Source organism: Aeromonas allosaccharophila (assembly GCF_000819685.1).
Classification (GTDB): domain Bacteria; phylum Pseudomonadota; class Gammaproteobacteria; order Enterobacterales; family Aeromonadaceae; genus Aeromonas; species Aeromonas allosaccharophila.
This window is the reverse complement of record NZ_CDBR01000034.1, coordinates 1-23,295: the sequence shown is the minus strand read 5'-3', so window position 1 is coordinate 23,295 and position 23,295 is coordinate 1. Positions and strand designations below refer to the sequence as shown.

Sequence of the window (23,295 nt, the reverse complement as noted above, 5' to 3'; positions counted from 1 at the left end):
TCTGTTGTCACTCGGCCACTTTCGGTTTGCGGCGACGGGGGCGACGACGGTTGCGGCTGTTGCTGCTGCGCTTCTCGCCATCGTTGCTGCGGGCCTCACCGGCCGGGGTACGCTCACCGCTCGCCGGGCGACGAGTCGCTTCGCGCTGCAGTTGCGGGCGCACATCCGGATTGGAGGCGACATAGCGCTCCCACCAGCTGGCCAGCTCGCCGAGACCACGCTCGACCCGGTTGCGCAGCAACAGGAAGTCGTACGCCGCGCGGAACTTGGGATGCTCCATGGCGCGCTCGGGGTGCTTGCCCTGACGACGGGTCAGACGCTGTTGCAGTGCCCAGATGTCGCGCACATCGGTGGTGAAACGGCGGGGAACGGCGATGATCCGCACCTGATTGTCCAGCACCTCGTTGATCGCCAGCATGAAGGCGTCATACCAGGGCAGGCCGCTCTCGTTCTCCAGCACCCGACCACGGGCCTCGACAGCGCCCCACAGCAGGGTGGCGTAGAGGAAGGCGGGAGTGACGCGTTTATCTTCACGGACACGGGTGTCGGTATCGATCAGCGCCAGCTCAATCAGCTGCTCACAGGGCGAGTTACCGTGCGGGGTAAACAGCGCAGCGACTTGCGGGAACAACTGCTGGAACAGGCCATACTCGCGCAGCAGCTTGTAGGTCGCCAGACCATCGCCAGCCAGGAACAGCTTGAGGGTCTCCTCAAACAGGCGAGCAGCAGGGATATCTTGCAGCAGCGGCGCCAGCTCCTTGATGGGGGCGGCGGTACGCGGGCTGATGGTCATGTCCAGCTTGGCGGCAAAGCGCACGGCGCGCAGCATCCGCACCGGATCCTCACGATAACGGGTCTCGGGATCACCGATCAGCTCAAGCTTGCGCTCGGCCAGATCTTCCAGACCCCCTTCGAAATCGTGCAGGGTGAAATCCTTGGCACTGTAGTAGAGGGCGTTGACGGTAAAGTCACGGCGCTCGGCATCCTCTTCGATGGTTCCGTAGACGTTGTCACGCAGCAGCATGCCTTCATCAGACTGGGCCGACACATGTTTGCTGGTATTGACCTGATGGTGGTGACCCCGGAAGGTGGCCACTTCGATCACGTCACGACCAAAGACAATGTGGGCAAGGCGGAAACGACGGCCAATCAGGCGGCAGTTGCTGAACAGCGCCTTGATCTGCTCCGGCGTCGCATCGGTTGCGATGTCGAAATCCTTGGGCGTCTTCCCGAGCAAAATATCCCGGACTCCGCCGCCGACCAGGTAGGCCTCATAGCCCCCTTTGTTCAGGCGATAGAGCACCTTGAGTGCATTCTCGCTGATCTCTTTGCGCGAAATAGGGTGCTGATCACGGCTTAAGGTACGACGTTGACCGGCGACACGGGCTGGAATGGGGGATTCCACCGACTGCTCGCCGTCTTCCTTGCCGAGCACCTTGCGGCAAAAGTTTGCGATCTGGGAAAAAATGGTACACCTCTTCATGACTTCTAAATTGACGGGAGGCCAAAAAATAGCGGCCTATCATAGCTCACGCCTGACCAAATGAAAAACCATGCGGTTACTTCAGCTCATTTGAATCAAACCGGGCCAAAAAATAGCGGTCTACCTGTGCATAGCTCACGCCTGCACAAATGAAAAACCGTGCTGGCAATTGATCCCGAATGAAACAGGTCGCCAGCAAAAATAGCGGTCTATCTGCGCCCAGCTCACGTCCTATTACACGAAAACCGGCTCTCTTTACTCAATGTCCAGCGGGATCTTCTCGCTGGCTGGCACCCGTTCGAGCTGCCAGTTAGCGATACCCCACCGGATGATCTCGTCAATCCGGCTCGCCATCAGCTCGGGCGGCGGGCACTGGCCGAGGAAGTGCAGTGCCTGCCACAGGGCCGGGCGCACCTCATCGAGCGCCAGCGCTGGCGCATGGTTCTGCTTGGAGAGCTTGTTGCCATCGGCCAGCACCGCCAGCGGCAGGTGCACCCAATCGGGCACCGGCGCCCCCAGGGTCTGGTAGAGGGCAATCTGGCGCACCGTGGGTTCCAGCAGATCGGCGCCGCGCACTATCTCGGTGATGCCGCTGTCCATATCATCCACCACCACCGCCAGGTTGTAGGCGTAGAGCCCGTCGCGGCGGCGGATAATGAAATCCTCCTCGGCAAGCGCCGCCGGGACCGCAATATGGCCCTGCAAGCGATCATCGAAGTGGTAGACCGGATGGTGCTGGCGCAGCCGGGCGGCACATCCCTCTGCCGTCAGCCCGAGGGTGCGGCAGTGGCCGCTGTAGAGACCACCCGCGGCCATGATTTCGCGCCGGGTGCAGCGGCACCAGTAGAGATCCCCCGCCCGATAGAGCTGGTCGATGATCTCGTCATAACGGCGGTGGCGCGCGCTCTGGAACATCACCTCCCCATCCCACTCGAGGCCATATGCCTCAAGGGTCTTGAGGATCAGGTGCGCTGCCCCTGCCATCTCCCGCGGCGGATCGATATCTTCGATGCGCACCAGCCAGCGTCCCTGCTGCGCTCTGGCCTGCAAAAAGCTGCCGAGGGCGGCGATCAGCGAACCGAAATGAAGCGGGCCGGAAGGTGAGGGAGCAAAGCGGCCGACATAGGGGCGCACAAGGGATGAGGACGGGGTATTCACGGGCATGACAGTTCGGGTAAGCGATTCATTGAGGCTGCATTCTGGGGGGCGACCGCCAAAAGCTCAATAAAAAAGGGAGCCCGCGAGCTCCCTTTTTCATATACCAGAGGGTCGGGATCAACCGGCCATCTGTTTTTCCTTGATCTCGGCCAGCGTCTTGCAATCGACACAGAGGTCGGCAGTCGGACGGGCTTCCAGACGACGGATACCGATCTCGATACCGCAGTGTTCGCAGTAACCGAAATCATCGTCTTCAAGCAGCTGCAAGGTCTTCTCGATCTTCTTGATCAGCTTGCGTTCACGGTCGCGGGTACGCAGTTCAAGAGCGAACTCTTCTTCTTGCGCGGCACGATCCACGGGATCCGGGAAGTTGGCAGCCTCGTCTTTCATATGGTCGACGGTACGATCAACTTCCTGCATCAGTTGGTTGCGCCAGGCACCCAGGATCTTGCGAAAATGCGCCTTTTGTTGGTCATTCATGTACTCCTCACCCGGCTTTTCCTGGTAAGGCGCGACACCCGCAATGGCCAGGGGGCCCAGAGATTTCCTGTTTTCGCCTGTTGGCATGCCCTGTCTCCTAATTCAGCACGCTACCCGTGCCATCCATAAATTGAGGGCGACATCTATAGCAGAAGGGTAACGGGTAAGCAAACGAGCCGTACCAATAATGTTACCCACTCCAATATTTATGCACTCCCCTCGGGTAACAGGTGACCAGATTCAAATGGGATGAAACTTTGGGCCACCATGCCATGCACCCCAACATGGGGCCGATAGCATAAAATTTCAACCCCCGCCGCAATTGACTGCTCAATTAGCAGACTATAGTGCGGATCTATATGGGTTGCAGGGCGCATCCGGCTTATTCCGGAGTGCAACACCATAAAAAGCAGCACGGCTCGGTGGCCCGCTGCTTTCATGGCCATCAATTCCCGTAAATGCTTGGCACCACGGGCAGTTACGGCATCAGGGAAGTAACCCATGCCCGGTTGATCACGCTCGTCGAGCAGGGTGACAGATTTTACCTCGATGTAACAATTGCCCTTCTCGTCATCTTCCAGCAGCAGATCGATGCGACTGTTCTCTTCGCCATACTTCACCTCGGTGCGCAACCGGCGATAACCCGCCAGCGGGGCGATGGCATTCTGCTCGATAAGCTCCCGGGCGATCTGGTTGGCGCGCGCCGTGTTGACGCAGATAAAGTGGCCCGCCGGGCTCTCGGTGATCTCCCAGCTGTTGGGTAGTTTGCGCTTGGGGTTGTCGGAGGTGGAGTACCAGACCCGGGTGCCCGGATCGGCACAACCGGTCATGGCACCGGTATTGGCGCAGTGGATGGTGATCAGCTCGCCGTTATCGAGTTGCACATCGGTCAGAAAGCGCTTGTAGCGGGCCACCAACTGGCCCGATTGCAGGGGGGGATCAAAGATCACGGGTTTGCCCTCCGTTGATCTTCATTATCCAATCCCTCTTTGCGTCTTGCCCGCAGCGGCCAGCAAGCGAGCGGCTCGTAGCGTACCCCGTCCGGGGTCGAGATGGATTGATAGAGGCAGAACTCGTCTGCCTGCAGCAGAAAATTTGGGGCTGGCAGGATGGCCGGTGCCTCACCCGCCTTGCGCGACAGGGTGACATGGGGGCGATAACCTTGCTCGCCATTGCCAAGGCGCAGCTTCTCACCGTGGCGACGCAGCGCCTTGGCCAGCACATTCAGCTCGTTGGGCCACTCCTTCGGGCCAATCCAGGCGGCCTTGGCCCGGCTGAACCAGCCGGTCTCATCCAGCCTGATGGCAAGCGGCGGACAGTGCTGACGCTCTACGGCGGCGATCAGGCGGCGGGTGGTCAACTCATCGGCCTCACCCAGAAAGGCCAGGGTCAGGTGGAGGTTGGCTTGCGGCACCGGCTGACCGGGCCAGGGCTGCTGATCGCGCCAAGCGATGAGCCCGGGGGCGAGCTCCTTGACGGGCAGGGCAAAGAAGAGTTTGGCCATGTGGTGATAATGCCTTTTTCACGCTCATTGGATGGGGCCATTCTATGGCAGCCATCCGGCCATGTCTCGCCAGCCGCCCGCCCGAGTGACCATCTCCGCACATCCACTCACGGTGGCGCGGGTGGCTGTGGCAGAATAGGCGCCGTTTTACCGGTTGCCACAGAAGGTGCTCATCGCTTTGTCCCAGCTCCCCATCGTTTCGGTATTGCCCGAACTCTTTGCCGCCCTCGACAGCCACACCAGCGTGATCCTGCAGGCGCCGCCCGGCGCGGGCAAATCGACCCTGCTGCCGCTGGAGCTGGTGCGCCAGAACCGGCTGCCCGGACGCATCATCATGCTGGAGCCAAGGCGCCTCGCGGCGCGCAATATCGCCAGCTTTCTGGCGCGCCAGCTGGGAGAGAAGGTGGGCGATCGCATCGGCCTGCGGGTACGTGGCGAGAGCCGCACCAGCGCAGCGACCCGGCTCGAGATCGTCACCGAAGGGGTGCTGACCCGGATGTTGCAGCAGGATCCCGAGCTCACCGGCGTCTCGCTGGTGATCTTCGATGAGTTCCACGAACGCAGCCTGCACGCCGATACCGCGCTGGCCTTCGCCATCGAGAGCCAGCAAGGGCTGCGCGATGACCTCAAGCTCCTGGTGATGTCCGCCACCCTGGATGGCATGGCGCTCGAGCACCTGTTGCCGGATGCCCCTGTGGTTCGCTCCGAGGGGCGCGGTTTTCCCATCGACTACCACTACCGCCCCGCCAACCGCCAGCAGTGGCTGGAGCCGCAGGTCGGTGCCGTGGTGCTCGAAGCGCTGGCCGATCAAGATGGCAGTCTGCTGGTCTTTCTGCCGGGACAGGGTGAGATCGAGCGGTTGGCGCAGTGGCTGGCTGACAAACTGCCGGACGATGTGATCCTCGCCCCCCTCTACGGCCGCCTCGATATGGCGGCGCAGCAGGCAGCCATCGAACCGGTACCTGAGGGCCGCCGTAAGCTGGTGCTCACCACCAATGTGGCGGAGACCTCCCTCACCATCGAGGGGATTTCGGTGGTGATCGACAGCGGACTGGAGCGACGGGCCTCCTTTGATCTGAAAAGCGGCGTCACCCGACTGGAGACCCGCCAGATAGCCAAATCCTCTGCCACCCAGCGGGCAGGCCGCGCCGGTCGTCTCGGCCCCGGCGTCTGCTACCGGCTCTGGAGCAGCGAGATACAGGAGCGACTCGCCGAGCAGAGCCCGCCCGACATCCTGACTCAGGAGCTGACCGGCCTGCTGCTGGACGCCGCCCAGTGGGGCGCCAGGGTGGAAGATCTGCCGCTGCTGGATAGGCCCCCCGCCGCCGCGGTGGCCAGCGCCCAGCGGCTGCTGGTGGCCCTTGGCGCCATGAAGCCGGAGGGTGAGCAACAACTCACTGCCGCTGGCCGCGCCATGGCCGCCTTCGGTACCCACCCTCGCCTCGCCCGCATGCTGCTGCGCGCCCGCGAGCTGGAAGCTGAAGGTCTGACAGGGATTGTCGCCGATGCCGCATATCTGGTGGCGCTGCAGGAAGAAGATCTGCGAGGATCGGAGCGCCTCGCCGTGCTGTTCCACCGCCGTCAAAGCGCCCTGCGCCAGAACGCTGCCCGCTGGTTTGAACGGCTTGGCGCCCGCCCTGCCCATGCGCAGGGTCAGTGGCTCGGGCTGCTCTGCGCCCTCGCCTGGCCGGATCGCATCGGCAAGCTGCGCAGCGGCAGCCGCTATCAACTCAGTGGTGGGGTGAGCTGCGATCTGGTAGAAGGTCATCCCTGTCAGGGACAAGGGGCTCTGATCGCCATCGAGATGGGGCAGAACGATCGCGGCAGCCGAATCTTTATCGCCGAACCGGTCGATCTGGACGAGCTGGTACGCCTGCTGCCGGAGCTGGTGAGCGAGCGGCAATGGTTCGACTGGGATGAACGGGAAGAGCGGGTGCGCGCCGAGCGCCAGCTGGTGATCGGTGAACTGGTGCTGAGCCAGCGACCGCTAACCGAACTCTCTGACGAGCAGAAAGGGCGCTGCCTGCTGCAAGGCATCCGCCGCAAGGGGCTGCATGTGCTGCCGTGGGACGAGAGCAGCGAAGGGCTGCTGGCCCGTCTGCGCTGCGCCCGCGACTGGCTGCCCGATGAGAGGTGGCCCGCAATGGACGAGGAAAACCTGCTGGCCACTCTGGAACAGTGGCTGCTGCCAGCGGTGAGCGGCATGACCCGGCTGGAGCAGTTGAAGAAGCTCAACATCGGCGACATCCTGCGTCAATCCCTGCCCTGGCCACTGCCCAAGCGGCTGGACGAGGCGCTGCCGAGCCACTTTGCGGCGCCCACCGGCAGTCGGGTGCGGATCCGCTATCAGCCGGGGCAGGCACCGGTGATCCCGGTGCGCATTCAGGAGATGTTCGGGCAAGGTTCGACCCCCTGCGTGGCCGATGGCCGGGTGCCGCTGGTGGTGGAGCTGCTCTCCCCAGCCCAGCGGCCGCTGCAGATCACCGCCGATCTGGCCGCCTTCTGGGCTGGCTCTTACGATCAGGTGAAAAAAGAGATGAAGGGGCGCTATCCCCGCCACTACTGGCCGGATAATCCGCTGGAGGCGATGCCGACCAGGGTCACCAAGAAGAAGATGGGGATGTAGGTTCGATGAACGAAATCTCACCGACCATTTGATGGATAATCGGCCGCGATCGTTCGATTACGCCGCGATGGCAACACAACGAATAATGATGAACAGGTAAAGAGGAACCATGGCAACCCAACGACGCAAGAGCCCTCCCAAGAAGGCCGCTCCCAAACGCACCATCTGGCGCAAGCTGTTCTGGCTTGGCTTCAAGCTCTCCCTGGTGGTGGCGGCCTTTATGGTGGTGTTCGGCATCTATCTGGATACCAAGGTGCGCGAGCGCTTCGATGGCGAGAAGTGGCAGTTGCCGGTGATGGTCTACAGCCGCCCGCTGGAGCTCTACCCCAGCCAGCGCCTGTCGCGAGACCAGATGCTGCGCGAGCTCAACATGCTGAGCTACAAGCAGGTGCGCCAGCCTCACACGCCGGGTGAATACACCATCAACGGCAACCGCATCGAGCTTATTCGCCGTCCGTTCGAGTTCTATGACGGCGCCGATGGGGCCCGTGGCCTGCGCCTCACCTTCAACGGCCCGCGCCTCGAGGGGATCCAGTCGCTGGAGAACCAGCGCCAGCTCGGTTACGCCCAGATGGACCCGGTGCTGCTCGATCGCCTCAATACCGAAGATCGGGAAGATCGCCTGCTGGTGCGCATCGCCGAGGTGCCCGACAGCCTGCTGGTGACCCTGCTCACCACCGAAGATCGCGACTTCTACCAGCATGGCGGCGTCTCGCCGGTGGCCATCATGCGTGCCATGTTCGCCAACCTGATCGCGGGTCGCACCGTGCAGGGGGGCAGTACCCTCACCCAGCAGCTGGCCAAGAACTTCTTCCTGACCCGTGAACGCAGCCTGTGGCGAAAACTGCAGGAAGCCTATATGGCGGTGCTGATCGACTATCGCTACAGCAAGGACGAGATCCTCGAGTCCTATATCAACGAGGTCTATCTGGGGCAGAACTTCTCGCAAGGGGTCTACGGCTTCGGGCTTGCCTCCTACTTCTACTTCGGCATTCCGGTCAACGAGCTGGATATCGATCAGGTCGCCCTGCTGGTCGGTCTGGTGAAAGGCCCCTCCTATTACGATCCCTGGCGCTTCCCGGAGCGGGCCAAGACCCGCCGTGATCTGGTGTTGAAGCTGCTGATGGATCACGGCAGCCTGACCCAGGCCGAATATGAGCTGGCCAGCCGTCAGCCCCTTGGCATCATCGCCCGTGGCCAGATGAGCTATGGTCGCACCCCGGCCTTTATGGGGCTGCTCAAGCGGGAGATCCAGAGCCGCTTCGGCGCCGATCTGCTCAAGCAGTCTGGCCTGAAGATCTTCACCAGTCTCGACCCCATCGCCCAGCACGCAGCCGAGCGGGCGGTCGAATCGGGCCTCGCCGATATCGAAAAACTGCGCGGCAAGAAGAAGCTGGAGGCGGCCATGGTGGTCTCCGACTGGCATAAGGGCGAAGTGGTGGCGCTGGTCGGTGGTCGCGATCCCCGCTACGCCGGTTTCAACCGGGCGCTCGATGCCCGCCGCCAGATCGGTTCACTGGTGAAACCTGCGGTCTACCTGACCGGCCTCTCCAACGGCCTGACCCTGGCGACCCCGCTCAAAGATCAGCCAATCCGCATTCGCGGTCAGGATGGTCAGGTCTGGACGCCGCAAAACTACGATCGCAAGTTCCGCCAGAGCGTACCGCTGATGGATGCGCTGGCCAGCTCGCTCAACGTGCCGACCGTCAATCTGGGTCTGCAAGTGGGGCTGGAGAAGGTGGTCGATACCCTGCACAAGCTGGGGGTCCAGCAGGAGATCCAGCCCTATCCGTCGCTGGTGCTGGGGGCGGTGGCGCTCTCCCCGATGGAGGTGAACCAGATGTATCTGCCCATCGCCAATCAGGGGCTGACCCAGCCGCTGTCGGCGATCCGTGCCGTGGTCAAGGGGGATGGCAGCCTGCTCTATCAGCATGATCAGACCGCCAAGCGGGTCACCGACCAACAAGCGAGCTGGCTGACCCTGTTCGCCATGACCAAGACGGTGAGTCAGGGCACGGCCCGCGCCCTCAGTGCCAAGTTCCCCGGCGCCACCATGGCGGCCAAGACCGGCACCACCAACGAGCTACGCGACTCCTGGTTTGCCGGGATGGACAACAACGAGCTGGTCAGTATCTGGGTCGGTCGCGACGACAACACCCCGGCGGGCTTGACCGGAGCAAGCGGCGCGCTGCAACTCTTTAGCGGCTACATGAGCCAGCGCGGCGTCAACAGTCTGGGATTGAAGATGCCGGAAGGGGTCACCTGGGCCAACTTCTCCCGCGCCAGCGGCACCCGCGTCACCAGCGACTGCCCGGGCAGCCTGCAGGTACCGGCCAAGGCATCCACCATGGGCTCCCCGGCCGGTTGCGCCAGCAGCGCGACACCACGCAGTGCGCTGGATGACTGGTTCGGTGGTTTCTTCAACTAGATCAACGACACGGGCAGCGCAGGCTGCCCGTTCACTATGCTGCTGACAAGGAAACACCATGACCTTTCCGCTGTTTGACGCCATCCACCATGTGGCCATTATCGCCAGCGATTACCCACGCTCGCGCCACTTCTACCACGAGGTGCTGGGGCTGCCCATCATCGCCGAAACCCTGCGCGAAGCGCGCCAGTCGTGGAAACTGGATCTGGCCCTGCCGGACGGCAGCCAGCTGGAGCTGTTCAGCTTCCCTGTCACCCCCAGCCGCCCCTCGACGCCCGAGGCGTGCGGCCTGCGCCATCTCGCCTTTCGGGTCAGCGACCTTGACCGGGTCATCGCCCACCTGCTGGCCCATCAGATCGCGGTAGAGCCGGTGCGGGTGGACGAGCTGACCGGCAAGCGCTTCACCTTCTTCGCCGACCCCGACGGTCTGCCGCTGGAACTCTACGAAGCGCCGCACTGAGCCTGCGTCGGCCAAACAATCGGCCAAACAAAAAGCCGCCCGGCGAAACCGGGCGGCTTTGTCATCTATGAAGCGCTATCAGGCGGTGGTCAGCATGGCGACGGCCAGCGCCATCACCATCATCCCGGCCCAGCCGATGGGCTTGAGTCGCTCACGGAAGATGAGCAGACCGCCGAGTGCGGTACCCAGAATACCGATGGCGCCCCAGGTGGCGTAGGCCACGGCAAGGTCAATCTTGCCACTGCTCACCGCTTCGGAGAGCAGGGTGAAGGCGCCCAGCACCAGCATAATCCCCAACACGCCCCACCCTTTGTAGCGAAAACCCCGCGAGCGGTTGATCGCCATATTGGCACCGATATCCAGCAAAGCCGCGCCAAGCACGATAATTAACGGGTGCATACCGCCTCCTTGCTGTTACGGGTGACTCTCCTGCGCACCGGTTCATCCCCGGTTTCCCCCATGGTCACCATAACAATACCCACTATTGCCAGCGCCAGACCGCTCAGCTCCTGAGCGTTCAGGTCGTAATCGAGGAACAGCACGGAGACGATGGTGATCAGTGCAATCCCCAGCCCCTCCCACAACGCGAAGGCAATACCAATGGAGATTGTTTTGGCGGCTTGAGCCAGTAGCAGATAGGAGAGGGTGATCAGGGCCCACATCGGCAGATAGTTCAGCCATCCTGCGGCATCCTCGGGGATCATCGCCATACTGGATGTTCCCGCCACTTCGGTAAGGATGGCCCCCGTCAAGAATATGCGTGCTAAAAGCATGCGACTGATTAACATAGAATTTTCCTTCTGTTGCTGCGACGGGAGAGATGATAGCCGCAGTCGCGGCTCGGTCAGGAATCGCTGAGCGTCGAATTATCAGACGCTGACGGTTTGTCTTGTTATCCGCGAGCGGGCTAAGGTAATGCCAGAACACTCCGTCATGACCCATCTTCATGAAGCTCTATCAGATAGAACTCTTTGTAGAATCAGCAAACAGTGGCTCCCTCGCCAATACCGCCAGACGACTTGGCAAAAGCCGCAGCGCCGTCAGTACCGCCATCGCCTCCCTTGAAGTGGAGCTAGGCGTCGAACTTTTTGAACGCGGTGCCAATCAGAGTCGCCTGACCGAGATCGGCGAGCTGGTGCTGGATGACTGCAAACGGCTGCTGCAGGCGGCCAACAGCCTCAAGCTCAAGTGTGAACACTATGCCTCCGGCGCCGAGGTGGCGCTGCGGGTTGCGCGCGATGACGCCATCCCCGAACCGGTGTGGCGCGAGATGCTGGCCGCCTTGCGCAGCCAGTTCCCCGGTACCAGTATCTCGCTGGTGCTCGCCTCCCCACCCGAACTGCCTGCGCTGGTGGAAGAGGGTTTCGTCGATGCCGCTTTTGGCCTTATCACCGAGGATCAGGAGCGCAGCGGCCTCAATATCGACCTGCTCAACCCGATCCGCACCCTGATGGTGGTGGCCCCCAGCCATCCGCTGGCCAGCATGAAGCGGGTGATGCAGCAGGATCTGACCGACCACACCCAGGTCACCCTCTCCTATGTGGATGAATTCTCGGTCAAAAGTCTGCTGCCCATCGGCGGCCAACACATCGGGCTCTCCAGTTTCGAACTGATGCGCGATGCGGTACTCGACGGGCTGGGTTGGGCGGTGCTCCCCTCGCCGCTGATCCAGAGCCAGCTGCGGCAGGGCTCCCTGCTGACCCTGAAACACAAGTTCAGCCTGCAGTGGCGGGACTACGGCGTCTATCTGGCGGAAAATGCCTACCACGGCAAGGTGCTGGCCTGGTTGAAAAAGTCGATCCAGGCGTATCTGGAGCCTTTTGAATAGAGTAAAAAGAGACAGAGCCCGCTCACGTTCTACAATTATCCGGGTGATCCGACCGGATGTGATCGTGCATACTGTTCACATACTCATTGAGCGCCGGAGGCGTAACCGATATGAGCAGTGCCCAAGACAAGGACGATATCTGGCTGGACGACGACATCATCGAACTCGATGATGAAGAGGTCGTGGTCCCCAAGGCACTCAACCCCTGGCAGGTGCTGATCGTCGATGACGAGCCGGACATTCATCACGCCACCCGCCTGGCCCTCTCCAATATTCACTACAAGTCGCGCCCGCTTGAACTGCTCAATGCCTACAGCGGCGCCGAAGCGGGTCGCATGCTGGAAGCCAATCCCAGAATTGCCCTGATCCTGCTCGATGTGGTGATGGAGACCGAAGATGCCGGTCTGCGACTGGTACACCGGATCCGCAACGAGATGCGCAACTCGCTGGTGCGGATCGTACTGCGTACCGGCCAGCCCGGTCAGGCCCCCGAACAGCGGGTGATCCTCGATTACGACATCAACGACTACAAGACCAAGACCGAACTGACGGTACAAAAGCTCTACACCACCGTCATCGCCTCCCTGCGCTCTTACGAAACCCTCAGCGCCATCGACAAGAGCCGCCAGGGACTTGGCAAAATTCTGGAAGGGGCGGGCGATCTCTATCATCTTCACTCCCTCAAGGAGTTCGCCTCTGGCGTGCTGAAACAGATCAGCGCCATTCTCGATGTGGGCACCGAAGGGGCCATCTGCGCCGAGCGGCGTCCCGATCAACATGGCCTGGAGATCCTGGCCGCGACCGGTGACTACGAAGGGCTGCTGGAAGAGCAGGTCCTTGAGGACTTTCCGGCACTGCACGAGTCGGTGATGAAGGCGTTGAACGAACGCTGCAACCGCTTCGAGCATCCGCAGGACTCCCTCTATATCGCCGCCCAGAATGGGCGCGAGTTCGTGCTGAGCTTCACCCCGACCCAACCTCTCGACCCACTCGAATGCGATCTGCTGGATGTCTTCTGCCAGCGCATCTCGGCGGCCTACGACAACCTCTATCTCTATAACCAGCTGCTGCGCGCCCAGGAGGCAACCGTGGTGGCGCTGGCGGCGCTGGCGGAGTTTCGCGACTCCGATACCGGCGAGCATGTGCTGCGGGTGCAAAAACTCTCCGATGCGCTGGTGGAAGAGCTGCAACAGATGGCTGTATATCCCGAGCAACTGACACCGGAGTTTGTCGAGATGATCGGCATGGCCTCCATCCTGCACGACGTGGGCAAGGTGGGCACCCCCGACCATATCCTGCACAAACCGGGGCGGTTCGATCCCGACGAGCGGGCCATCATGGAGCAACATGCCGATATCGGCGCCAATATCCTGTACAAGGCGGGCGAGATGGTGGAGGGAACCAGCTACCTCTCGCTGGGCGCCGAGATCGCCCGGGGCCACCATGAGCACTTCGATGGCAAGGGCTATCCGGAACAGCTGGCTGGTCAGCAGATCCCGCTGTCGGCGCGGATCGTGGCGGTGGTCGATGTATTCGACGCCCTGCTCAGCAAGCGCCCCTACAAAGAGCCCTGGACGCTGGCGCAGACCATGGAGTATATCCAGTCACGCTCCGGCACCCAGTTTGACCCTCAGGTGGTGGCGGCCCTGTCGCGGCTGGTCAACGAGTCGAGGCTCCCCTACTCGCTCTGATTCACCTGTTTCACTCGCCACTCACCATGCCCTGCCGATGACCAAGGTCACCGGCAGGGCATCAAAACTGCCGTTTTGTTGCATCCAGAACACATCAAAGCACCGCAAACCGGAAACATCTCTCTTCTTTGGCCGCGATATCCGCTGAAATATGGTCATTTAACATCACATCGCTATAATATCGGCCTGCAAACCTGATACTAACAACGAAGGAAATATCATGAGCCTGAACCTGGTACCGGCTGGCAAGAGCCTGCCCGACGATATCTATGTCATCATCGAAATCCCGCAGAATGCCGACCCGATCAAATACGAAGTCGACAAGGACAGCGGCGCAATTTTCGTCGATCGCTTCATGTCTACCCCGATGTTCTATCCGTGCAACTACGGCTACGTGAACGCGACGCTCTCTCTGGATGGTGACCCCGTCGACGTACTGGTTCCGACCCCCTACCCGCTGCTGGCCGGCTCCGTCATTCGCTGCCGCCCGGTTGGCGTGCTGAAGATGACCGACGAGTCTGGCGAAGATGCCAAGATCGTTGCCGTACCGCACTCCAAGCTGACCAAGCAGTACGACCACATCCAGGATGTGAACGATCTGCCGGAACTGCTGAAAGCCCAGATCCAGCACTTCTTCGAGCGCTACAAAGAGCTGGAAGCGGGCAAATGGGTCAAGGTGGAAGGCTGGGGCGACAAGGTCGCTGCCGAAGCCGAGATCAAGACCTCTGCCGAGCGTTACGCTGCCAAGTAAGCGTTATCCGGTATGAAAAAAGGCGCCTTATGGCGCCTTTTTTGTCGGTATTTGCGGCAGCTGACTGGCCGCATCTCCGGCAGGATTGCCCTGAATGTATATTTCACGGCCATCTTTCTGGTAGGGGCGGTAGTAATCACCGCCACAGCGATAGTCGCCGCCCGGCTGGCTCATCAGTTCACAGTTGACCGGCAACACCTCCAGCCATTTGATGGCCTGCTGGAAGCGTAGCCACTCCTGCCATTCGTGTTCGCGCGCCAGCTGATCGCGCAAGGCAAAGGTATCCGCAACGGACATCCCCTTGTTGACGATCACCTGACCCGCCATGGCTGGCAGGCTGAGCAGCCCAAACAGCACTATGATCCAAGGCTTCATAACCCCTCCAGAGTGACTTAATTTCACAATTAAATTAAAAGTCACATCAATCTGTTATCCAGATCACAAAACGAAACATCACCAAAGTGGTGCCGGCTCACCTAGTTGTTAATTATCGTCCACGGCAGGAAGCACCACCATGAAGCCGATCCCCGCGCTGTTGCTGAGCCTCACTCTCTGCACCACCCTTGGCGCCACAAGCAACGCCAGCGAAATCAACATGAGCTGGCAGTGGCAATCCACCGATGGCCAGCGCAAGCACTTCCAGCTGACCACCGACGATCAGGTGATGGCCGCCAGTCGCCACGAGATGAGCCTGCTGGAGGCCTCCCTCACCAATCCGCTGGAGACGCTCTACGCCTATATCAGCCCGCGCCTCTACAACAGCATCAACCTGATCAACCAGAGTAGCCCCGAGACCGCCACCAAGTTTCGCAATCTGGAGCAGGCCTTCACCCTGCGGGACAACAGCATGGAGTCGCTGCTGTTCTGGCAAGCCTACCAGCAGTATCAGGAGGATGCCTTCTACCAGATGAGGGTGGTGCCCTGCGTCCATCCGGCCAATCGCAAGCTGCCTTGCGTGCGACCCGATTACTCCCAGCTCTTCTACCACTTCAAGGGTCAGCTCAAGCCGCTGGCGCAGCAGTTTGCCGCCAAGGATCTCGCCACCAGCGTCAGCCTGATGCAAGAGTGGCTGAACGCCATCCCCACCCAACCGGAACAGCTGGATCACTTCGCGCCGCCGCTGCTGGCGCTGCAGGATAACAAGGCTGACAGCGACGAGAAGGCTCTGCTGATGGCCAGCCTGCTGGCAGAGCTGGCCCCGCAATATGTGCTCAGCATCATCTATCCGGATATCAGCATCGGCAGCGTCTCCCCTGCCTGGCTGGCCATTACGGCAGATAGTGGCGTACCCGGAGATGTGGTGGTGATCAACAATCAGCGCCATGTGCTGCTGACCGGCTCGTCCCTGCTGGCCCAGCAGATGACCATGGCCAAGATCCCCCTCATCAGCGAATCGCTCTACTGACGCAGACAGCTCAGACCAGCAGCCAATTCATTGATTTTTATCGATGTCATGCCATCCTAGCCGCCCTTGCCAGCCAACCACCTGACTGGCGGGGCGCCGACGCTTCTGAATTGCGATCTTATTTAACACTTTTTAAACAGATCCGATCAGTTTAGGATGAAGCTCGCCCATTCCCTCAATCCGAAACTCGTTATAACATAACAAATGGAGTGTCATCAGGATGAAACATCTCGTACTTACTTTGGCGCTGCTGCCATCTCTGGTCTTTGCTCACAACTTCAAGGATGGCAACCCGGTGCCGCTGGTCAATGTCAGCGACAAGGGTGAGCTGGTACTGAATGGCAAGGAGATCGGCTACCAGCCGTGGCAGAGCACCTCGCTCACCGGCAAGGTGTTCCTGATCCAGCATATTGCCGGTCGCTCCAGTGCCAAGGAGCTGAATGCCCCGATGATCGAGGCGATCAAGGCCGCCAAGCTGCCGCAAGACAAGTACCAGACAGTTACCGTCATCAACAGCAATGACGCCATCTGGGGCACCTCCGGCTTCGTGAAGAGCAGTGCCGAGGACGGCAAGAAAGAGTTCCCCTGGTCCGCCATGGTGCTGGATGCCAAGGGGATGGCGCGCAACGCCTGGGATCTGACGCCGGAAAGCTCGGCGATCATCCTGCTGGATAAAGAGGGCAAGGTGCTGTTTGCCAAAGATGGCCAGCTCGATGCCAACAACATTGCTACCGTGATGGGGCTCATCAAGTCCCATCTCTAAGTCAGAGAGAAAGGGCGCTGATGGCGCCCTTTCCATAAGGGTCTATGGGTCGTATCAAGCTGAAAATCTGGATCTTGCTGCTGGGCTGGTTATGGCTGCAGCCTGCCCTTGCCCGGCACCAGTTTGAATCTGCCCTACCCGGCCACGACGACCATCACTGCCTGGTCTGCGCCCTCCATCTGGATGGCAAGCAGGTCATCACCGCCACCCCCTATTGTTTCCCCGGTTCGACCTCTGTTCTGCCCGTCGTTGCAACCATGCAGCGCTCGGCGGATACCGCCACGCTTCACAGCTATGCCATCCGTGCGCCGCCCGCCTCTGCTTTTCTCTATCCCTTTGTTTAATTTCGCTATTTGTTTTGAAAAAGGATTAAAGATGAAAGCAGTTACTCTGTTGCTGGCCGCAGCGGCCTTTGGCGCACACGCAAATCACGACGAACACGAGAGCCACAGCCACGGCGCCCACGAGCATGGCCACGGCCACCTCAATCTGGTGGTCGATGGCGACCAGTTGATGATCGAACTGCAGGCGCCCGCAGCCGATCTGGTAGGCTTCGAGCACGCCGCCAAGAGCGATGAAGAGAAGGCGCAATACGCCAAAGCCATCGCCCGCCTCCAGCAGCCTGACACCCTGTTCCGCTTCGACCCGGCGGCCGGCTGCAAGCTGACCCAACAGGAGCTGCAGGCCGCCAAAGAAGATCATGATCACGACCATGACCATGACCATGACCATGACAAGGCTGCCAGCGACAAACATGAAGACCACCATGATCATGACGAAGGGGGTCACGCCGATATGGGCGCCATGTACACCTACACCTGCGCCACGCCAGCCAAACTGACCGGCCTTGAGGCAACCCTCTTCAGCGTCTATCCGAGCCTTGAGAAGCTGAGCGTGCAGGGGATCCTGCCCACCGGCCAGACCGCGGGCGAGCTGACCCCGTCCGCCAACAAGCTGAGCTGGTAACGCCATGAAACAAGCCGTGGTTGAGATCCGCGATCTGGCCTTTGCCTGGCCAGGTGGCGACGCTGTACTCGATCTGCCCGCCCTCACCATCCGCGAGGGTGAGCGGGTCTTTATCAAGGGCCCGTCGGGCTCCGGCAAGTCGACCCTGCTCGGGTTGCTGGCCGGGATCCAGACCGCCAACCACGGCACCCTGGAGGTGCTGGGCCAACCATTGGCCCGGCTCTCTGGCCGTGCCCGTGACCACTTCCGGGCGGCCAATCTGGGTTATATCTTCCAGCAGTTCAATCTGCTGCCCTTTCTCTCGGTGCAGGACAACGTGACCGCTGCCCTCACCTTTTCGCCCGCCAAACGGGCCCGCCTGCAAGGGAGTCCGGAGCAGGAGGCGCGCCGTCTGCTGGCGGAGCTGCAACTGCCGGACGAGGCGTTGCATCGCCCCGTCCATGCCCTCAGCATTGGCCAGCAGCAGCGGGTGGCTGCCGCACGGGCGCTGATCGGCTCGCCGCCACTGGTGATCGCCGACGAGCCCACCTCGGCCCTCGACACCGACAACCGGGCGGCCTTTATCAAGCTGTTGTTCGAGGAGTGCGACAAGCAGGGCTCGACTCTGATCTTCGTCAGCCACGACCCTTATCTCGAACCCCTGTTCCCGCGGGTCGAAAACCTGCAACAGCTCAACCGGAGGGCATCATGCTAAAGCTCGCCCTGCAAAGTCTCTGGGCCCGCCGCCTTACCGCCGGGCTCACCCTGCTGGCCGTCGCCATCAGCGTCACCCTTCTACTCGGGGTGGAGCGGGTGCGCACCCAGGCCCGCGAAAGCTTCTCCAATACCGTCTCGGGCACCGATCTCATCGTCGGCGCCCGCTCCGGTCAGGTGAACCTGCTGCTCTACTCGGTGTTTCGCATCGGCAACCCCACCAACAACGTGGGGTGGGACTCCTATCAGGCCATCAAACAGAAACCCGGCGTCGCCTGGACCATCCCGCTTTCCCTTGGCGACTCCCACAAGGGATTTCGGGTGCTCGGCACCAATGGCGACTACTTCACTCACCTGAAGTACGGTCAGCAGCAGTCGCTGCAACTGCGGGAAGGACGGCCTTTCGAGACGCCGTTTGAAGCGGTGCTGGGCGCCCAGGTGGCCGAGAAGCTCGGCTATCACCTCGACCAATCCATCGTCATCGCCCACGGCGCTGGCAACACCTCGTTCAGCCAGCACGACAATCTGCCGTTCAAGGTGGTGGGTATTCTGGCACCGACCGGTACGCCCATCGATCGCACCATCCATGTGCCGCTGGCGGGGATCGAGGCGATCCATCTCGGTTGGGATACCGGCCGTCACAGCAAGAACGTGACGCCGGAGCAAGCGCTGGCGCAGGATCTCACCCCGAAAACCATCACCGCCTTTATGGTGGGCTTGAGCAACCGGATCCTGGCGTTCCAGCTGCAGCGCAGCGTCAACACCTATCCCAAAGAGCCGCTGATGGCGATCCTGCCGGGCGCCGCCCTGCAGGAGCTGTGGAGCCTGATGAGCGTGGCGGAAACCGCCCTCTCGGTCATCGCCGGTTTCGTGGTGGTAGCGGGCCTGATCGGCATGCTGACTACCCTGCTGGCGGGGCTTAACGAGCGACGCCGGGAGCTCGCCATATTGCGATCCCTCGGTGCGGGCCCTGCCCACCTGTTCCTGCTGCTGGCGCTGGAGGCGATGGCGCTGACCACGGTCGGCATCGCCCTCGGGGTCGCCGTGCTCTATCTGGGGCAGGGGCTTGCCTCGCCCTGGCTGCTCAGCCACTATGGCCTGCAATTAAGCTTGGGGCTGCCGAGCGCCTACGAGTGGCAGCTGCTGGGGGTGGTGTGGCTGGCGGGCATGGTGATCGGCCTGCTCCCTGCCGCCCGCGCTTACCGCTACAGCCTGAGCGATGGCATGAGCATTCGCGTCTAGCGAGACGCCCTAAATAGAAACAGAAGGACAGATGATGAAGTGGAAAATAGTGGCGCTGCTCGCCAGCCTGCTGGTGCTGCCCGCCATGGCCGCCGATTACAAGACCATCGACTGGGATGTGCTGATCCCGGAAGGGGAAAAACTGCTGCCCCCCCCGCAGGTGAGCCACGATGGAGATCTCGCCTCCGTGCCGCAACCGGTGGGCGGGGTGAACAAGAAGCTGGACAACCAGGATGTGCGCATTCCGGGCTTCGTGGTGCCGCTGGAAGGGGATGCCAAGAAGATCACCGCCTTCCTGCTGGTGCCCTACTTCGGCGCCTGCATCCATGTGCCGCCGCCCCCCACCAATCAGGTGATCTATGTGAGCTACCCCAAGGGTGCGCCGGTCGATGATCTGTGGGATGCCATCTGGGTGAAAGGCAAGATGCGCACGGTCAGCTCCAGCCACGAGATGGCCACCGCCTCCTACTCGATGGAAGCGGTCGAGGTGAGCGTCTACGAGGAGTAATCCTCCCGTTGCAAAAAAAGCGGCCTCCACGGAGGCCGCTTTGTTATCTTGGCATCCCGGTTGGAGTAACATTCAGCTCCAGAACCTGTGCGAATGGAGCCAGCATGGCCGATCTGCCCCCCCCCAAGAAAGAGAGTTCGATCCTGAGCAGCCAGGAGCAGACCCTGCGTCTGGCCCGCAGTCGCGGCATCGACGGCATGCTCACCCGCAACAGCGACAGCACCTTCGAACAGCGCGCCACCTTTCGCCATCTGGCGGATCAGGCCGCCCGCCAGCGTAATCTGGAAGCCATCATGGTGATGGCCTCCCGCCACTGCGAAGAGACGGCGGCTGGCGGCGAGATGGACAGCGACTGGCTGACCCGCTTCCTGCAACTGGCGGAAGATATCAGCATGGTGCCGATGCAGCAGCTGTGGGGGCGGATCTTCGCCATCGAGGTCGCTACACCGGGCCGCTTCTCCATCCGGGCGCTCTCCACCCTCAAGGAGATGACCCAGCGCGAAGCCATGCTGTTCCAGCGAGTCTGCGCCCTCACCTGCCACTATGCGGGCAGCGATGAGCAGCGGCTGCTGCTGGGGCTGCACAAGGGGGCCAGCTTGCTGAGCCGCGCCAAGGCGACGCGCCTCGGCCTTGGCAAATACCGGCTGCCCTACAACGCCCTGCTGCAGCTGTTTGAACTGGGGCTGCTGCATCGCGCAGAACTGGAGTCCGGCCCGCTGCCCGCCGACGGGGTCGAACTGGAGTTCGGCAACCAGCGCTGGCGGCTGCAGTGCAAGCAGCACAATATCACCCTGCTCTACTACCGCCTCACCCCGGTGGGCAACGAGCTCGCCCAGCTGCTGCAAGAGTCGCCGCTGGAGGAGTACCTGCAGGATCTGAAAACCGTGCTGGTGCAGGGGATCCAGATTGAGGTACAGCATCAGGTCAACGAGACCACACCGCCCACCCCTGACGCCGCTCCCTGATAGGCGATAGGGAACACGCCCACCAAAGCTCCACTGATCCCGCTCACAGCACCTCACTCAGCAAAGTGAGGTGCAAAATGCAGATCCCCTCACCCCTTGCCGCTCGTTTTTTGCACATTGCAACGACAGCAGCGCCACATTCAGTGGCTGCGCCCCTTTATTGACACAAAAATCACTTAACGTGATTGATGGCCCGCCCTTTGCTTTGAAGCTTGATGCAGATCAAACTTCAACCACCACAGCTCGGAAGCATGGCCATGAGAATCAATCAACCGGTAACCCAAAGAGAACGTCTCTATCCAGACCACCAGAGCCTGATCTCCACCACGGATCTGGAGAGCCGCATCACCTACGCCAACGATGAGTTCTGCGAGATTGCAGGCTTCCAGCTCGACGAGCTGGTGGGGGAACACCACAATCTGGTACGTCATCCTGACATGCCGAAACAGGCCTTTGCCGATCTGTGGAACCATATCCGCGAAGGCAAGAGCTGGATGGGGCCAGTGAAAAACCGCTGCAAGAGTGGCGATCATTACTGGGTCAGCGCCTTTGTCACCCCCATCAAGGATGCCAGCGGCCGGGTGGTGGAGTATCAGTCGGTGCGCACCGCCCCGAGCGAGGAGATCAAACAGCGGGCCGAGAAGGTCTATGCCGACCTTCGCAACAACAAGCTGCCGCTGGCGCTCAAGCTGCCCACCTTCTCCCATACCCTGACCATCAACCTCTGTCTGCTGCTGAGCCTGCTCGCCATGTTTGCACTGGGCTACAACCACGACATGAACTGGCAACTGGCGCTGGTCGCCCTGCCGCTGGCGATAGCGGCCATAACCCTGAATGCCCTCTGCCGCCGCCTCGGCAAGCTCAACAAGATGGCCCGCAGCCGCTTTGACAACCCGCTGATGCAACTGCTCTACACCAACAAGGTGGACAACATCGCCGCCATCGAACTCTCGATGGTGATGAATCAGGCAGAGTTCAACGCCGTGCTGGCCCGCACCCAGCAGACTTGCAGCAAGATCCTGCAGGCCGCCGAAGGGGATCTGCGCAACGCCGAATCCATCACCGACAACCTGCAACAGCAGCAGGCCGAAACCAATCAGGTAGCGACAGCCGTGACCGAGATGTCGGAATCCATTCGCGAGGTTTCACAGAGCTCCAGCGAATCCTCCAGCCTGCTGGACGAGACCGCCGACCTGTTCAAGAGCGGCAACCACAGCGTGGCCGAAACCGTGGCTGCCGTGGCGGGTATGAACAGCGAGCTGACCACCTCCAAGAGCGTGATCAGTGCGCTGGTCGGCCACTGCCACGATATCGATGGCATCCTCGATGTGATCAACAACATCGCCAACCAGACCAACCTGCTGGCCCTCAATGCCGCCATCGAAGCGGCCCGGGCTGGCGAAGCGGGTCGGGGTTTCTCGGTAGTGGCTGACGAGATCCGCACCCTCGCCATCAAGACCCAATCCTCGACCAGCGAGATCCAGAAGATGATCACCGAACTGCAAACCAGCGCCGGGGATGCAGAGCAGGCGATGGAGAAGGGCTGCCAACTCTCCGAGAGCTGCCAGCAAAAAGCCTCGGCAACCGGCACCATACTCCAGCAGATCAACGATATGCTGCAGCAGGTGGCCTCCGGCAGCGGCCAGATTGCCCAGGCGGTGCAGGAGCAGTTCCACGTCACCGCCGAGATCAACCGCAACGTACTCAGCATCAAGACCCTGGCCGATGACTCCAGCGTCGGCAGCCAACACGCCGTGCACGGCATCACCCAGCTGGTCAACCAGTTGAGCGATCTCGACCGACTGGTGCGCCAGTTCCAGAAAGGGGCTCCGGCAAGCCAGAGCCGCTACGAAGTGGCCACCACCCGCGCCGTGCCGGTTCGCCAAGCGAGATAACCACTACCCAAACCATCACCGCAGAAAAACCCTATGGGCCCGCAGGCCCATAGGGTTTTTTAGTGCCCGCCAGCAAGAGGGCGGCACTCTCGCTTTCACCTTCCAATCTCACTCTGCGCGGATAGGCTGCTGCGGTGCTGCGGTTATATCACCGTCCGTTATTTATTAATTTATTGATCTTGCTCAGAAAACCGCCCGCTTGCGCTTTTCACCCCAGTCCCGTTCGGTAACATAGCCGCTTGGCAACCTCTCGCAGGAGTCAGCCATGAGCCAAGCCAGTACCAAAACGCAGGTAACAAACAGCAGACTGGAGGCTGAAATTCAGGGGCGGTAGCGTAGTTTTTGTAAGTTGGCGCAGAGCGTAGCCAAACCCAGCAGACGAGAATTATCATCTCAACCAGAACGGAATAAACACGGATTGGGGCGTTCGCAGGGTAAGAGCATGAATG

Annotated in this window: 23 protein-coding genes; 15 read left to right on the top strand and 8 right to left on the bottom strand. The window is 61.2% G+C overall.

Annotation, left to right across the window (positions count from 1 at the left end):
* Positions 1 to 7: 7 nt before the first annotated feature.
* The 5 genes from pcnB to thpR form a co-directional block, all read right to left on the bottom strand.
* Positions 8 to 1,483 (bottom strand): polynucleotide adenylyltransferase PcnB, encoded by a 1,476-nt coding sequence (gene pcnB / locus BN1115_RS07065; protein WP_042656633.1) that lies wholly within the window; start codon positions 1,481 to 1,483, stop codon positions 8 to 10.
* Between the two features lie 255 nt (positions 1,484 to 1,738).
* Positions 1,739 to 2,647 carry a tRNA glutamyl-Q(34) synthetase GluQRS gene (gene gluQRS / locus BN1115_RS07060; RefSeq protein WP_042656632.1) on the bottom strand — a complete coding sequence of 303 codons (909 nt, stop codon included), beginning with the start codon at positions 2,645 to 2,647 and terminating at the stop codon, positions 1,739 to 1,741.
* 111 nt (positions 2,648 to 2,758) lie between these two features.
* Positions 2,759 to 3,208, bottom strand: a complete 450-nt coding sequence (gene dksA / locus BN1115_RS07055; RefSeq protein ID WP_005335644.1) for an RNA polymerase-binding protein DksA — start codon at positions 3,206 to 3,208, stop codon at positions 2,759 to 2,761.
* 119 nt (positions 3,209 to 3,327) lie between these two features.
* Positions 3,328 to 4,071, bottom strand: coding sequence for a DNA/RNA nuclease SfsA (sfsA, locus tag BN1115_RS07050; RefSeq protein ID WP_042656631.1), 744 nt, complete (start codon positions 4,069 to 4,071; stop codon positions 3,328 to 3,330).
* Positions 4,068 to 4,625, bottom strand: a complete 558-nt coding sequence (gene thpR / locus BN1115_RS07045; RefSeq protein ID WP_042656630.1) for an RNA 2',3'-cyclic phosphodiesterase — start codon at positions 4,623 to 4,625, stop codon at positions 4,068 to 4,070. The genes sfsA and thpR overlap by 4 nt, the downstream gene beginning before the upstream one ends.
* Positions 4,626 to 4,803: 178 nt before the next feature.
* Here thpR and hrpB point away from each other — a divergent pair, with 178 nt between their 5' ends.
* From hrpB to gloA2, 3 genes are all read left to right on the top strand, one after another.
* The gene (gene hrpB, locus BN1115_RS07040; protein WP_042656629.1) at positions 4,804 to 7,251 is read left to right on the top strand and encodes an ATP-dependent helicase HrpB; all 2,448 of its coding nucleotides are present in this window, start codon (positions 4,804 to 4,806) and stop codon (positions 7,249 to 7,251) included.
* A gap of 109 nt (positions 7,252 to 7,360) precedes the next feature.
* On the top strand, positions 7,361 to 9,679 hold the full coding sequence (gene mrcB / locus BN1115_RS07035) for a penicillin-binding protein 1B (RefSeq protein WP_042656628.1): 2,319 nt from the start codon (positions 7,361 to 7,363) through the stop codon (positions 9,677 to 9,679).
* Between the two features lie 58 nt (positions 9,680 to 9,737).
* Complete coding sequence (gloA2, locus tag BN1115_RS07030; protein WP_042656627.1) at positions 9,738 to 10,139, top strand: SMU1112c/YaeR family gloxylase I-like metalloprotein; 402 nt, start codon at positions 9,738 to 9,740, stop codon at positions 10,137 to 10,139.
* A 78-nt stretch (positions 10,140 to 10,217) separates the two neighbouring features.
* Here gloA2 and BN1115_RS07025 read toward each other — a convergent pair whose 3' ends face one another.
* Together BN1115_RS07025 and BN1115_RS07020 are read right to left on the bottom strand one after the other, a co-directional pair.
* Positions 10,218 to 10,538, bottom strand: coding sequence for an SMR family transporter (locus BN1115_RS07025; protein ID WP_042079960.1), 321 nt, complete (start codon positions 10,536 to 10,538; stop codon positions 10,218 to 10,220).
* A complete protein-coding gene (locus BN1115_RS07020) occupies positions 10,526 to 10,927 on the bottom strand; it encodes an SMR family transporter (protein ID WP_042063140.1) in 402 nt (133 codons plus the stop codon). Before BN1115_RS07020 ends, BN1115_RS07025 begins: the two co-directional genes overlap by 13 nt.
* Positions 10,928 to 11,085: 158 nt before the next feature.
* Between BN1115_RS07020 and BN1115_RS07015 the strand changes: the two genes are divergently transcribed.
* The 3 genes from BN1115_RS07015 to ppa all read left to right on the top strand — a co-directional run bounded on the left by BN1115_RS07015 (position 11,086) and on the right by ppa (position 14,409).
* Positions 11,086 to 11,967, top strand: coding sequence for a LysR family transcriptional regulator (locus tag BN1115_RS07015; protein WP_042656626.1), 882 nt, complete (start codon positions 11,086 to 11,088; stop codon positions 11,965 to 11,967).
* A 110-nt stretch (positions 11,968 to 12,077) separates the two neighbouring features.
* Positions 12,078 to 13,658 carry a DUF3369 domain-containing protein gene (locus BN1115_RS07010; RefSeq protein WP_042079963.1) on the top strand — a complete coding sequence of 527 codons (1,581 nt, stop codon included), beginning with the start codon at positions 12,078 to 12,080 and terminating at the stop codon, positions 13,656 to 13,658.
* Between the two features lie 220 nt (positions 13,659 to 13,878).
* Positions 13,879 to 14,409, top strand: a complete 531-nt coding sequence (gene ppa / locus BN1115_RS07005; RefSeq protein WP_042656625.1) for an inorganic diphosphatase — start codon at positions 13,879 to 13,881, stop codon at positions 14,407 to 14,409.
* 27 nt (positions 14,410 to 14,436) lie between these two features.
* Here the strand turns inward: ppa and BN1115_RS07000 are convergent, their stop codons facing one another.
* Positions 14,437 to 14,784 (bottom strand): hypothetical protein, encoded by a 348-nt coding sequence (locus tag BN1115_RS07000; RefSeq protein WP_042656624.1) that lies wholly within the window; start codon positions 14,782 to 14,784, stop codon positions 14,437 to 14,439.
* A 139-nt stretch (positions 14,785 to 14,923) separates the two neighbouring features.
* Between BN1115_RS07000 and BN1115_RS06995 the strand changes: the two genes are divergently transcribed.
* The 9 genes from BN1115_RS06995 (at position 14,924) to BN1115_RS06955 (ending at position 22,846) form a co-directional block, all read left to right on the top strand.
* Positions 14,924 to 15,814: a hypothetical protein gene (locus BN1115_RS06995; RefSeq protein WP_042656623.1), complete on the top strand. Its 891-nt coding sequence runs from the start codon at positions 14,924 to 14,926 to the stop codon at positions 15,812 to 15,814.
* A gap of 220 nt (positions 15,815 to 16,034) precedes the next feature.
* Positions 16,035 to 16,577, top strand: coding sequence for a YtfJ family protein (locus BN1115_RS06990; RefSeq protein WP_042656622.1), 543 nt, complete (start codon positions 16,035 to 16,037; stop codon positions 16,575 to 16,577).
* Between the two features lie 44 nt (positions 16,578 to 16,621).
* Positions 16,622 to 16,921, top strand: a complete 300-nt coding sequence (locus BN1115_RS06985) for a DUF2607 family protein (RefSeq protein WP_042656621.1) — start codon at positions 16,622 to 16,624, stop codon at positions 16,919 to 16,921.
* Between the two features lie 31 nt (positions 16,922 to 16,952).
* Entirely contained in the window at positions 16,953 to 17,543 is a 591-nt protein-coding gene (locus BN1115_RS06980; RefSeq protein WP_042656620.1) for a DUF2796 domain-containing protein, read from the top strand.
* A 4-nt stretch (positions 17,544 to 17,547) separates the two neighbouring features.
* On the top strand, positions 17,548 to 18,237 hold the full coding sequence (locus BN1115_RS06975; protein ID WP_042656619.1) for an ABC transporter ATP-binding protein: 690 nt from the start codon (positions 17,548 to 17,550) through the stop codon (positions 18,235 to 18,237).
* Entirely contained in the window at positions 18,231 to 19,478 is a 1,248-nt protein-coding gene (locus BN1115_RS06970; protein ID WP_021229567.1) for an ABC transporter permease, read from the top strand. The genes BN1115_RS06975 and BN1115_RS06970 overlap by 7 nt, the downstream gene beginning before the upstream one ends.
* A gap of 31 nt (positions 19,479 to 19,509) precedes the next feature.
* Positions 19,510 to 19,986 (top strand): DUF3299 domain-containing protein, encoded by a 477-nt coding sequence (locus tag BN1115_RS06965; protein ID WP_042656618.1) that lies wholly within the window; start codon positions 19,510 to 19,512, stop codon positions 19,984 to 19,986.
* A 104-nt stretch (positions 19,987 to 20,090) separates the two neighbouring features.
* Positions 20,091 to 20,951: a TIGR03899 family protein gene (locus tag BN1115_RS06960; protein ID WP_042656617.1), complete on the top strand. Its 861-nt coding sequence runs from the start codon at positions 20,091 to 20,093 to the stop codon at positions 20,949 to 20,951.
* A 257-nt stretch (positions 20,952 to 21,208) separates the two neighbouring features.
* Positions 21,209 to 22,846, top strand: a complete 1,638-nt coding sequence (locus BN1115_RS06955; protein WP_042656742.1) for a methyl-accepting chemotaxis protein — start codon at positions 21,209 to 21,211, stop codon at positions 22,844 to 22,846.
* The last annotated feature ends 449 nt before the right edge of the window (positions 22,847 to 23,295 follow it).

Coding starts and splice junctions, on each gene's coding strand:
- pcnB (WP_042656633.1), bottom strand. CDS start 1,483: ATGAAGAGGTGTACCATTTTTTCCCAGATCGCAAACTTTTGCCGCAAG.
- gluQRS (WP_042656632.1), bottom strand. CDS start 2,647: ATGCCCGTGAATACCCCGTCCTCATCCCTTGTGCGCCCCTATGTCGGC.
- dksA (WP_005335644.1), bottom strand. CDS start 3,208: ATGCCAACAGGCGAAAACAGGAAATCTCTGGGCCCCCTGGCCATTGCG.
- thpR (WP_042656630.1), bottom strand. CDS start 4,625: ATGGCCAAACTCTTCTTTGCCCTGCCCGTCAAGGAGCTCGCCCCCGGG.
- mrcB (WP_042656628.1), top strand. CDS start 7,361: ATGGCAACCCAACGACGCAAGAGCCCTCCCAAGAAGGCCGCTCCCAAA.
- gloA2 (WP_042656627.1), top strand. CDS start 9,738: ATGACCTTTCCGCTGTTTGACGCCATCCACCATGTGGCCATTATCGCC.
- BN1115_RS07025 (WP_042079960.1), bottom strand. CDS start 10,538: ATGCACCCGTTAATTATCGTGCTTGGCGCGGCTTTGCTGGATATCGGT.
- BN1115_RS07020 (WP_042063140.1), bottom strand. CDS start 10,927: ATGTTAATCAGTCGCATGCTTTTAGCACGCATATTCTTGACGGGGGCC.
- BN1115_RS07015 (WP_042656626.1), top strand. CDS start 11,086: ATGAAGCTCTATCAGATAGAACTCTTTGTAGAATCAGCAAACAGTGGC.
- BN1115_RS07010 (WP_042079963.1), top strand. CDS start 12,078: ATGAGCAGTGCCCAAGACAAGGACGATATCTGGCTGGACGACGACATC.
- ppa (WP_042656625.1), top strand. CDS start 13,879: ATGAGCCTGAACCTGGTACCGGCTGGCAAGAGCCTGCCCGACGATATC.
- BN1115_RS07000 (WP_042656624.1), bottom strand. CDS start 14,784: ATGAAGCCTTGGATCATAGTGCTGTTTGGGCTGCTCAGCCTGCCAGCC.
- BN1115_RS06995 (WP_042656623.1), top strand. CDS start 14,924: ATGAAGCCGATCCCCGCGCTGTTGCTGAGCCTCACTCTCTGCACCACC.
- BN1115_RS06990 (WP_042656622.1), top strand. CDS start 16,035: ATGAAACATCTCGTACTTACTTTGGCGCTGCTGCCATCTCTGGTCTTT.
- BN1115_RS06985 (WP_042656621.1), top strand. CDS start 16,622: ATGGGTCGTATCAAGCTGAAAATCTGGATCTTGCTGCTGGGCTGGTTA.
- BN1115_RS06980 (WP_042656620.1), top strand. CDS start 16,953: ATGAAAGCAGTTACTCTGTTGCTGGCCGCAGCGGCCTTTGGCGCACAC.
- BN1115_RS06975 (WP_042656619.1), top strand. CDS start 17,548: ATGAAACAAGCCGTGGTTGAGATCCGCGATCTGGCCTTTGCCTGGCCA.
- BN1115_RS06970 (WP_021229567.1), top strand. CDS start 18,231: ATGCTAAAGCTCGCCCTGCAAAGTCTCTGGGCCCGCCGCCTTACCGCC.
- BN1115_RS06965 (WP_042656618.1), top strand. CDS start 19,510: ATGATGAAGTGGAAAATAGTGGCGCTGCTCGCCAGCCTGCTGGTGCTG.
- BN1115_RS06960 (WP_042656617.1), top strand. CDS start 20,091: ATGGCCGATCTGCCCCCCCCCAAGAAAGAGAGTTCGATCCTGAGCAGC.
- BN1115_RS06955 (WP_042656742.1), top strand. CDS start 21,209: ATGAGAATCAATCAACCGGTAACCCAAAGAGAACGTCTCTATCCAGAC.